The following is a 10,975-nucleotide window of genomic DNA, read 5'->3' on the forward strand; positions in this document are numbered from 1 at the left end:
GCGCGGGGCAGCCGGCCCGACCTCCGTCAGACCTCTTCGACGCTGCTCGGCTCGCGCCGGGACAGGTCGATGCCGAGCTCTTCGGCGGCGCGGAAGACGTCCTCGTCGGAGTCCCGCATCTCGATGGACTGGCCGTCCGAGGACAGCACCTCCACGTTGAGGCAGAGCGACTGCATTTCCTTGATGAGAACCTTGAAGGACTCGGGAATGCCGGGCTCGGGGATGTTCTCGCCCTTGACGATGGCCTCGTAGACCTTCACGCGGCCGAGCACGTCGTCGGACTTGATGGTGAGCAGCTCCTGCAGGGCGTACGCGGCGCCGTACGCCTCGAGGGCCCACACCTCCATCTCACCGAAGCGCTGACCACCGAACTGCGCCTTACCACCGAGCGGCTGCTGGGTGATCATCGAGTACGGACCGGTCGAACGGGCGTGCAGCTTGTCGTCGACCAGGTGGTGCAGCTTGAGGATGTACATGTAGCCGACCGAGACCGGCATCGGGAACGGCTCGCCGGAGCGGCCGTCGAACAGGCGGGCCTTGCCGGTGGAGTTCACCAGGCGCTCACCGTCACGGGTGAGGGTGGTGTTGTCCAGCAGACCGGTGATCTCGTCCTCGCGGGCACCGTCGAAGACCGGGGTGGCGAGGTTGGTGCCACCGCTGACCTGGTCGGCGCCGATCGCCTGGAGGCGCTGGGCCCACTCGTCGGCGAGGCCGGAGACGTCCCAGCCCTGCTTGGCGAGCCACCCGAGGTGGATCTCCAGGACCTGTCCCGGGTTCATTCGGGACGGGACACCCAGCGGGTTGAGGATGATGTCGACCGGGGTGCCGTCCTCGAGGAAGGGCATGTCCTCGACCGGAAGGATCTTGGAGATGACACCCTTGTTGCCGTGACGGCCGGCGAGCTTGTCACCGTTGGTGATCTTGCGCTTCTGGGCCACGTAGACGCGGACCAGCTGGTTGACGCCCGGGGGCAGCTCGTCGCCCTCTTCGCGGTCGAAGACGCGGACGCCGATGACCTTGCCGGACTCACCGTGCGGGACCTTGAGCGAGGTGTCGCGGACCTCACGGGCCTTCTCGCCGAAGATCGCGCGGAGCAGGCGCTCCTCGGGGGTCAGCTCGGTCTCACCCTTCGGGGTGACCTTGCCGACGAGGATGTCACCGGTGACGACGTCGGCGCCGATCCGGATGATGCCGCGCTCGTCCAGGTCCGCGAGGACCTCCTCGGAGACGTTCGGGATGTCCCGGGTGATCTCCTCGGGGCCGAGCTTGGTGTCACGGGCGTCGACCTCGTGCTCCTCGATGTGGATCGAGGAGAGGACGTCGTCCTGCACGAGGCGCTGCGACAGGATGATCGCGTCCTCGTAGTTGTGACCCTCCCACGACATGAACGCCACGAGCAGGTTCTTGCCGAGGGCCATCTCGCCCTCGTCGGTGCACGGGCCGTCGGCCAGCACCTGGTTGACCTCGACCCGGGCGCCCTCGTCCACGAGCACCTTCTGGTTGAAGGCGGTGCCCTGGTTGGAGCGGGTGAACTTGGCGGCGCGGTACGTGGTGTACGTGCCGTCGTCGTTCGCCACGGTGACGTAGTCGGCCGAGACCTCCTGCACCACGCCGGACTTCTCGGCGGTGATGACGTCGGCGGCGTCGACGGCGCAGCGGTACTCCATGCCGGTGCCGACCAGCGGGGCCTCGCTCTTCAGCAGCGGCACCGCCTGGCGCATCATGTTCGAGCCCATGAGCGCGCGGTTGGCGTCGTCGTGCTCGAGGAACGGGATCATGGCGGTCGCGACCGACACCATCTGGCGCGGCGAGACGTCCATGTAGTCGATCTCGGAGCCCGGGATGTAGTCGATCTCGCCGCCGCGGCGACGGACCAGGACACGGGGCTCGGCGAAGTGCAGGTCCGCGGTCAGCGGGGCGTTCGCCTGGGCGATGACGTAGCGGTCCTCCTCGTCGGCGGTGAGGTAGTCCACCTTCTCGGTGACGACACCGTCGACGACCTTGCGGTACGGGGTCTCGATGAAGCCGAAGGCGTTGACCCGGCCGTACGAGGCCAGCGACCCGATCAGACCGATGTTCGGGCCTTCCGGGGTCTCGATCGGACACATGCGGCCGTAGTGCGAGGGGTGCACGTCACGGACCTCGAAGCCGGCGCGCTCACGGGAGAGACCACCGGGACCGAGGGCGGACAGACGACGCTTGTGGGTCAGGCCCGACAGCGGGTTCGTCTGGTCCATGAACTGCGACAGCTGGCTGGTGCCGAAGAACTCCTTGATGGAGGCGACGACCGGCCGGATGTTGATCAGGGTCTGCGGCGTGATCGCCTCGACGTCCTGGGTGGTCATGCGCTCGCGCACGACGCGCTCCATACGGGCGAGACCCGTACGGACCTGGTTCTGGATGAGCTCGCCGACGTTGCGCAGGCGGCGGTTGCCGAAGTGGTCGATGTCGTCGACCTCGACCACGATGTCGCGGCCGGTCTCGTCACGCCACTCGGTCTCGCCCGCGTGCAGCTTCACCAGGTACTTGATCGCACCGATGATGTCGGGCTCGGTGAGCACACCGGAGTCCAGCGACTCGGCGTTGCCCAGCTTCCTGTTCAGCTTGTAACGACCGACCTTGGCCAGGTCGTAGCGCTTCGGGTTGAAGTACAGGTTCTCCAGAAGCGTCTGCGCGGCCTCGCGCGTCGGCGGCTCGCCCGGACGCAGCTTGCGGTAGATGTCCAGCAGCGCGTCGTCCTGGCCCTGGGTGTGGTCCTTCTCCAGGGTGTTGCGCATCGACTCGTACTCGCCGAACTCCTCGAGAATCATCTCGTTGGTCCAGCCGAGAGCCTTGAGCAGCACGGTGACGGACTGCTTGCGCTTGCGGTCGATGCGGACGCCGACCATGTCGCGCTTGTCGATCTCCATCTCGAGCCAGGCACCACGCGAGGGGATGACCTTGCAGGAGTAGATGTCCTTGTCGGACACCTTGTCCAGGGTGGAGTCGAAGTACACGCCCGGGGAGCGGACGAGCTGCGACACGACGACACGCTCGGTGCCGTTGATCACGAACGTGCCCTTGTGGGTCATGAGCGGGAAATCGCCCATGAAGACCGTCTGAGACTTGATCTCACCGGTCTCGTTGTTGGTGAACTCGGCCGTGACGAAGAGCGGGGCCGCGTACGTGAAGTCGCGGTCCTTGCACTCGTCAATGGAGTTCTTCGGCGGCTCGAAACGGTGGTCGCGGAAGGTCAGGGACATCGACCCGCTGAAGTCCTCGATCGGCGAGATCTCCTCGAAGATCTCCTCCAGACCGGACTTGGTGGGGACGTCCTGACCAGACTCCAACGCCTGCTCGACCCGGGACTTCCAGGCCGCGTTGCCGAGCAGCCAGTCAAAGCTCTCGGTCTGCAGGGCCAGGAGGTTCGGGACCTCGAGGGGCTCCTTGATCTTCGCGAACGAGACGCGGAGCGGGGCGGTGGATGCGGCGGAATTGTTCGAGGCGTTGCGCGGCGCGGCCAAGAGGGGGGTCCTTCCGAGGGCTCGGAGCTCACTACGCGCGTACCAGCCGGGCCTGCTTGAGCCTGGATTCCGCCTCCCTCGCAGCTGGCCTCCGCCGGGGTCGAAACCCCAGGTCAGAGCCGCTTTGCGGAGGCGGTGCCAGACCCCTTCAGGGCAACGCAAACTCCGGGCGACGAGTCACGGAGCAGCTAACAGGCAGCGCAAAGGGACAGTGTAGCCAAAGGCCACACTGCTGTCCAGCTCTGATTCGGAAACCGAATCGGAGACTCCTCCCGGTAGCCGGGGGCGCGGGCGCCCACCGGGTACTGCTCTAACTCACGTGGAGTCATTTCCCGCCCGAGCCGCTGGTTATGCATCCAGCGGCGAACCAACCGGGCGGACTCGCGCCTTGAGAATCGCGCGCCTCGCCAGGTTCGTCAAGGGCCCGCCGGCGGGGCGGGCCTCGACCCGTTCATCGGTCCGAACCCCTCCGGCGTTACAGAAGCCGTGGTCGGGGCCACCGTCGATGACGGTGATCACCATACTCCTCGTCGCCGACAGTACCGAGTGCGCGATCGGCCACACCGGTGGCCGGCCGGCCGCGGGCGGCGGGGAGGGCGGGCGGGCCCGGAAACACAAAAGACCGGGCCGACCACCCGCAAGGGTGATCGGCCCGGCCTCAGGCCCCCTCAGAGGGGGCGAGAAGTCACTTGACGGTGACCTTGGCGCCGGCACCCTCGAGGGCGGCCTTGGCCTTCTCGGCAACGTCCTTGGCAACCTTCTCCAGGACCTTGGCACCAGCGGTGTCAACGAGGTCCTTGGCCTCCTTCAGGCCGAGGGAGGTCAGGGTGCGCACCTCCTTGATGACCTGGATCTTCTTGTCACCGGCGCCGTCGAGGATGACGTCGAACTCGTCCTGCTCCTCAACGGCCTCGGCCACGGCGCCCGGGCCGGCGATGCCGGCAACGGCGACCGGAGCGGCGGCGGTGACGTCGAACTTGTCCTCGAAGGCCTTCACGAAGGCGGCGAGCTCGATGAGGGTGAGCTCCTCGAACTGCGCGAGCAGCTCGTCCTGGGACAGCTTCGCCATGATGGCGTCCTTCCACTAAATCGGCAGGTGGTGCCGGATGTACGGGTTGGGCGGGCACGGGCCCGCAGCGAGGCGTGAGCCTGCCGATTACTCGGCGGCGGCGTCCTCGGCGGCGGGAGCCGGCGTACCGGCACCGCCCTGCTCGACCTTGTCGCGCAGCGCGTCCACAGTGCGGACGAGCTTCGACGGCAGGGCCTGGAAGAGCGCGGCAGCCTGGGACTGCTTGGCCTTCAGGGCACCCGCCAGCTTGGCGAGCAGCACCTCGCGGGACTCGAGGTCCGCGAGCTTCTTGATCTCATCGGCGGACAGCGCCTTACCGTCAAGGACACCGCCCTTGATGATGAGAGCGGGGTTCTCCTTGGCGAAGTCACGCAGAGCCTTCGCCGACTCCACCGGGTCACCGGTGACGAAGGCGACAGCCGTCGGACCGTTGAACAGGTCGTCGAGCTCGGAGATCCCGGCCTCATTGGCCGCGATCTTGGTCAGCGTGTTCTTCACCACGGCGTACTCGGCGTTGTCGCCGAGCGAGCGACGCAGGGTCTTGACCTGCTTCACCGAGAGACCGCGGTACTCGGTCAGCAGCGCCGCGGAGGAGCCACGGAACTTGTCCGTGATCTCGGCGACGGCGGCAGCCTTGTCGGGCCTGGCCATAGGCTTACGCCTCCTTCCGTGATGTCGAAGTCCGGCCGACCGCGAAAGTCGACCATTCACACCTCGAACCGGCCGGACGGAAGGAAAGCCCTTGCAGAAAATGCAATGAGCCCCGGTGCGCAGGCGCACGGGGCTCGTAGCGACCTCGACGGGCACCAGCGCGAACGCGGGACCCGGAAGTCGAAGCTCCAGACACACCTGCGCGGGCTGCCTGCGACGAAGCGCAGATCCTTCGGCCACCGACTCCCTGACGGGGGCGGCGACAACCAGCGGTCTTTGGCTTCGGCAACAGTAACCGGACTCGTCCGGACGACGCAAATCGCCCTCGGACGGGTGAACCGGAACGGGCCCCGGCGGGCTCAGCGGGCCAGCGGGGAGACCGTCCGGACGCCGGTGTCCACGGTGTCCGTCTCGGCCGGGGCCTGGGCCGAGAGCAGCGCGCCGGCCGGGTCGGAGTAGATCACCGAGTCGTCCGCCCGGCCGCTGTCCCCGTTCCCGGTGCGCTGCAGCCGGACCAGTTGGTCCTTGTCGTTCAGCCAGAGGTCCAGGGTGAGTTCGAGCGAGCCGCCGGGGGCCAGTGCGGCCCGCAGGCCGTCCCGGCGGGCCTGTGTCAGCTGGGTCTGGGCCGCCGCGTACTTCTCGGCGGTGGTGGTCACCCGGTAGTGCTCGACGGTGGAGTCCTCGAACTTCTCCTCGCCGACGAAGGCCGGCTCCACCCCGTCGGCGGTGGCCGCGGCCAGTGCCTCGACCGGGTTCAGCAGGTCCAGCAGCCCCGCGTACGGGACCGCCTTGTGCCCGTCCGGGTCGGTCGGGACGGAGAAGCGCTCCCAGTGCCTGCCGCCGTTCCTGGCCGCGGTGGCGGCGTCGCCGCCCTGGTAGCCGACGGTGTCCACGACGATCAGCTGCTCGGCGTCACCCGGGGTGGAGCGCTTGAGCTGGGCCGCCGTCTTGGGCGCCCAGAACAGCGAGCCGGAGCCGGCGTCCGCGCCCAGCCGGTAGCCGACCTTGGCCCGGCGGGCGGTCTGCATGGCCAGCTGGGCGGAGAGCAGCACGCCGTGCGGGGAGCGGTCGGTCGGCTTGGCCGGCCCGGTCGGGGTGGCGGCGGTCGCGGCGGCGGTGCTCGCGCTGGCGCCGGCCGAGGGCGTGGCGGGCGCGTCCCCGCCGCCGCAGCCGGTCAGGCCGCTCGCGAGCACGGCGACGACGGCCACCGCCGCCAGTCGCTGCCGTCGCGCCATCGTCCGTTCCTCTCTCACCGGGCCCACCTTGCCACCCGGACCGGGTCCGGCCGGTGGCAGCCCCCGCCCCGTCCACCTGATCGGCCGGGTCGGGGGCCGGCGTCAGCTGCCGGCGGGAGTGCCGCCGGCCTTCGCCAGGTCGGCGAGGGTGATGAAGTCCCCCGGGGTGGCGGCGACGACCGGCGTGCCGTAGTCCGAGTAGGTCACGGCGATGTTCACCGGTCCGTTCTTGGTGTCGGCCCGCTCGGTCCGCTTGACCACCAGCTGGTCGGCGTCGACCCAGACGTCGACCTGCTCACTGGCGACGCCGGCCTTGTCCAGGTTCTGCTTGAGCCGGTCGGCCTGCTCCTGGGTCACGCCCCGGCCGGTCGCCTTGACCAGGTCGGCGACGGCGAGTTCCCCGGAGTAGTGGGTGGCGGCCTTGCCGTCCACCGTCTCCTGGCCGACCTCGGTGACCTTGCCGGTGGCGATCAGCGTCCGGACGCCCTGGACCGGGTCCGCGCTCTGGAGCTGGTCGGTCGAGCCCCCGGAGAGCTTGGACATCTCCTCCTTGCTGTAGCGCAGCCAGCGCGGGCCGCCGCCCTGGACCATCTGGCCGCCCAGACCCATGTACATCGCGTCCGCGGTGTACAGGTAGTGCACCTTCGGCCCGCCGGTGATCGGCTCCAGCGCCTTGGCCATCGGGGAGCCGGTGAGGTCCATGGTCAGGTCGGCCTCCAGGCCGTCGGACCAGCCCAGTGCCCCCTGGCCCTTCATGGTGACCTGGCCGACCGAGATCTCCTCGGTGACCTTGGCCGACTTGGCCGCGCCGGTCTTCTTGGTGACCTGCTCCAGGAAGACCGCCGGGCTCACCTTGACCGGCGGGGCGGCCTGGGTGGCGGCGGTCGTCGCGGCGGCGGCCGTGGTCGGGGCCGCCGGGGCGGCGTTCCCGCCGTCGGAGCCGTTGTCGTTGCAGGCGGTCGCGGTCAGCGCCAGAGCGGCGAGGACGACGGCGACGGCGGCCTTCCGGGTTCCAGCCATGGTGTTCCCCCCTCGAGAACCCCCGGGCGCGCGACGCGCCCGGGGTGGTAGCCGGTGGTTGGTGCGGTGTCCGGCCCGGGTGTCCGGCCGGATCAGCCGAACAGCTTGAGCAGGTCGGCCTGGGCGCCGAGGTCGCCGGCGGCGGGCGCCTCGATCTTCTCGGCCTTGCCGAGGTCGGAGTACTTGACGGTGACGGCCTTGGACTGGCCGTTGGTGTCGCCGTACTCCTGGTACTTCACCAGCTCCTGCTTGTCGTTCAGCCAGAAGTCGATGGTGAGGGTCTTGCCGTCCTGCTCCAGCGTCTTCTGGACGGACTGGCGCTGCTCCGCGGTGAGCGAGGTCATCCCGGCCACCAGGGTGGCGGTGTCCTCGACGGCCCGCAGGTGGGTGGTCTGGACGCCGTCCACGGCCTCCTGGCCGACCTTGCTGAGCTTGCCGCTCGCGGCCGCGATGGTGAGCTGGGAGACCGGGTTGACCATCTGGCCCATCACCACGAAGGCGCTGCCCATCTCCTCCGTGGCCGGCACCTTGACCCAGTGCTTCCCCTGGAGCGCGGCGGCCGTGGTGTCGTCGCCGCCGATGTAGGTGTCGGCCCCGATCGCCCGGATCCTGAGCTTCTTGCCGTCCATGTCGCTGGACACGTCCACGGAGACCTTGCCCGGGTCCTTCCAGTCGGCGCTGCCGCTGCCGCCCGGGCTGGAGGCGTCCGGGGAGGTCATGGCGACCTTGCCGTTGCCGGCCTTCTGCATCACCAGGGCGGAGGCGGCGAGCGCGGCCTTCGGGTCGGCGGCGAGTCCGGCCGCGGCCGCGGCGGCGTCCTTGCCGCCGGTGGCGCCCGTGCTGTCGGCGGCGCTCTTGGTGTCGCCGCCCTTGCTGCCGCAGGCGGTGGCGCCGGCCAGCAGGACGGCGGCGGTCGCGACGGTGGCCGCGAGACGGACAGCGCGCATGGAAGTACCCCCCGTAAGTTCCTCGGAAGAGCCGATCATCGGCTTCTTCTCAGCCGGACTCTAACGGATCGCCAGGGCCGACCCGCACCGGATATCCCCTCCCGTCAGCCGGTCGCGGCCGGGGTCGTCTCCCCCGCCCCGGGCGCGATGACGTCCGTCGTGGTCACGGTGGTCCCGGCGCTCCCCCGGGCCGTCTCACTGAGCTTCATCAGCCGCGGGCCGGGCCCGACCCAGACGTCGTACCCGATCTCGCCGACCCCGCGCTGCCGGTACCAGCCGACCACCGCGGCGAGCTGCTGCGGGTCCAACTCCCGGTCCGCGCCGAAGTAGTCGGCCACCGGGGCGGAGCCCCGGTAGTGCGCGACGGTCGTCCCGGCGAGCTGCTCGGCGCCGAGCGAGCCGAGCCGGTCGGCCTGGGCGATCGCGTACGCCCGGCTGCCCGGGTTGGTGACCAGCGCGGTCATCCAGCCGCCCGCGTAGCCGCTGGAGCCGTTGCCGGCCGCCGGGTCGATCGACTCCGCGGTGGCGCGCTCGGCGTGCCTGGCCGCGCCGCCCTGGTACGTGAGGTCGAGCGCGCCGTCCCGGAGGGACAGCTGCCCGGTGCCCAGCTCGTCGGTGACGGCCAGCGTGACCTCGTCCCGGTCGCCCCAGACCAGGCTGCCGCTCGCGCTGCGCCGGCCGTCCGGGCCCTCCCGCAGCAGGTCGACCCGGGCGCCGCCGGCGTCGTCCAGGGCCTGGGCGGCCGCGAGCACCACCTGCTTGGGCGGGATCGGCGCCGGCTCACCGGGGACGCGGGTGCTCGGGGCGGCCAGCACGCTGCAGGCGGTGGTGGTGCCGAGCAGCAGCAGGGCCGCCGCGAGCGCGGCGGGGCGAAGGGCGGGCGGCACGGCACACTCCGGCGGTCACAGGTTCTCCACATGATCTGACCGGCAGAGCGTACGACGACTCGCTCAACCGTTCCCCTTCACCCGTGTCCCGATCCCGCAACCGTTTCCGCCGCCGCCCCGCCGGGCCCCACCACCCGGCCGCGCCGCTGCCCGGCCGCACCGCAGGAACGACGACGGGCCCGCACCCCCGGTGAAGGGGGTGCGGGCCCGTCGTACGGACTGCTCTAGAGCACTGGGGCTCAGACCGCGGCCGGGTCCTCCTCGACGAGGAGGTTGCGGGTGCGGTTCGGGTCCACCAGGATGCCGGGGCCCATGGTGGTCGAGAACGCGGTCTTCTTGATGTAGCGGCCCTTGGCGGCGGACGGCTTGGCGCGGAGCACCTCGTCCAGCGCGGCGGCGTAGTTCTCGACCAGCTGCTCGTCGGTGAAGGAGGCCTTACCGATGATGAAGTGCAGGTTCGAGTGCTTGTCGACGCGGAACTCGATCTTGCCGCCCTTGATCTCGTTCACTGCCTTGGCGGTGTCCGGGGTCACGGTGCCGGTCTTCGGGTTCGGCATCAGGCCACGGGGACCGAGCACGCGGCCCAGGCGGCCGACCTTGCCCATGAGGTCCGGGGTGGCGACGACGGCGTCGAAGTCGAGGCGGCCCTTGGCGACCTCGTCGATGAGCTCGTCGGAGCCGACGATGTCGGCACCCGCAGCACGCGCGGCCTCGGCACGCTCGCCGGTCGCGAAGACCAGGACCCGAGCGGTCTTACCGGTGCCGTGCGGGAGGATCACGGTGCTGCGGACCATCTGGTCGGCCTTGCGCGGGTCGACGCCCAGACGCATGGCGACCTCGACGGTGCCGTCGAACTTGGTGGTGCTGGTCGCCTTGGCGAGGCGGACGGCCTCGAGGGGGGCGTAGAGGCGGTCGCGGTCGACCTGGGCGTCCGCGGCCTTCAGAGCCTTGCTGCGCTTCACTGCTGCTCCTGAATGGTGATTGGAGTTGTGGTATTCGACGGGCCTGCGCAGGCCCTACCACAGGGACGGCTGAGCCGGTTTGCCCCTGACGGGACGGGGGGCTTGATCAGCCCTCGACGGTGATGCCCATCGACCGGGCGGTGCCGGCGATGATCTTCTCCGCCGCGTCCAGGTCGTTGGCGTTCAGGTCGGGCATCTTGGTGGTGGCGATGTCGCGGACCTGGGCGCTGGTGAGCTTGGCGACCTTGGTCTTGTGCGGCTCGCTGGAGCCCTTGTCGATACCGGCGGCCTTCAGGATGAGGCGCGCGGCCGGCGGCGTCTTCGTGATGAAGGTGAAGGAACGGTCGTCGTAGACCGTGATCTCCACCGGCACGATCATGCCGCGCTGCGACTCGGTCGCAGCGTTGTAGGCCTTGCAGAACTCCATGATGTTGACGCCGTGCTGGCCCAGCGCGGGGCCGACCGGCGGCGCCGGGTTGGCCGCACCGGCGTTGATCTGGAGCTTGATAAGCCCCGTGATCTTCTTCTTCTTGGGAGGCATGTCTCTCCGGGTCCTTCCGAGAGGTGATTGCTGGTGCGTGCGGACGCGGGGCGACACCCGGTCGCCAGCACACACATCAGGCCAGGCTAACGCGTCCGCGCCGCTGGACCAAAACGGATTCGGGGCGGGGGCCGTCGGCCCCCGCCCCGAATCCGAAGAC

9 protein-coding genes are annotated in these 10,975 nt (G+C 69.8%); all 9 read right to left on the reverse strand.

The genetic code is table 11. The features are described from left to right. Window positions 1–26: 26 nt before the first annotated feature. Window positions 27–3,503, reverse strand: coding sequence for a DNA-directed RNA polymerase subunit beta (gene rpoB, locus ACFXPX_RS08110; protein ID WP_375881997.1), 3,477 nt, complete (start codon window positions 3,501–3,503; stop codon window positions 27–29). A 685-nt stretch (window positions 3,504–4,188) separates the two neighbouring features. After that, window positions 4,189–4,572: a 50S ribosomal protein L7/L12 gene (gene rplL / locus ACFXPX_RS08115; RefSeq protein WP_375881995.1), complete on the reverse strand. Its 384-nt coding sequence runs from the start codon at window positions 4,570–4,572 to the stop codon at window positions 4,189–4,191. 87 nt (window positions 4,573–4,659) lie between these two features. Then, the gene (rplJ, locus tag ACFXPX_RS08120) at window positions 4,660–5,223 is read right to left on the reverse strand and encodes a 50S ribosomal protein L10 (protein WP_350503606.1); all 564 of its coding nucleotides are present in this window, start codon (window positions 5,221–5,223) and stop codon (window positions 4,660–4,662) included. A gap of 359 nt (window positions 5,224–5,582) precedes the next feature. Beyond that, a complete protein-coding gene (locus ACFXPX_RS08125) occupies window positions 5,583–6,458 on the reverse strand; it encodes a hypothetical protein (RefSeq protein ID WP_380521295.1) in 876 nt (291 codons plus the stop codon). Window positions 6,459–6,560: 102 nt separating this feature from the next. Further along, complete coding sequence (locus tag ACFXPX_RS08130) at window positions 6,561–7,478, reverse strand: hypothetical protein (protein ID WP_380521297.1); 918 nt, start codon at window positions 7,476–7,478, stop codon at window positions 6,561–6,563. A 92-nt stretch (window positions 7,479–7,570) separates the two neighbouring features. Beyond that, window positions 7,571–8,425: a hypothetical protein gene (locus ACFXPX_RS08135; RefSeq protein WP_380640087.1), complete on the reverse strand. Its 855-nt coding sequence runs from the start codon at window positions 8,423–8,425 to the stop codon at window positions 7,571–7,573. Window positions 8,426–8,529: 104 nt separating this feature from the next. After that, entirely contained in the window at window positions 8,530–9,312 is a 783-nt protein-coding gene (locus ACFXPX_RS08140) for a hypothetical protein (RefSeq protein ID WP_380521301.1), read from the reverse strand. A 239-nt stretch (window positions 9,313–9,551) separates the two neighbouring features. After that, window positions 9,552–10,274, reverse strand: coding sequence for a 50S ribosomal protein L1 (gene rplA / locus ACFXPX_RS08145; RefSeq protein WP_375881987.1), 723 nt, complete (start codon window positions 10,272–10,274; stop codon window positions 9,552–9,554). Between the two features lie 106 nt (window positions 10,275–10,380). After that, on the reverse strand, window positions 10,381–10,815 hold the full coding sequence (rplK, locus tag ACFXPX_RS08150; RefSeq protein ID WP_375881984.1) for a 50S ribosomal protein L11: 435 nt from the start codon (window positions 10,813–10,815) through the stop codon (window positions 10,381–10,383). Window positions 10,816–10,975 lie beyond the last annotated feature (160 nt).

Source organism: Kitasatospora sp. NPDC059146 (assembly GCF_042786665.1).
Classification (GTDB): domain Bacteria; phylum Actinomycetota; class Actinomycetes; order Streptomycetales; family Streptomycetaceae; genus Kitasatospora.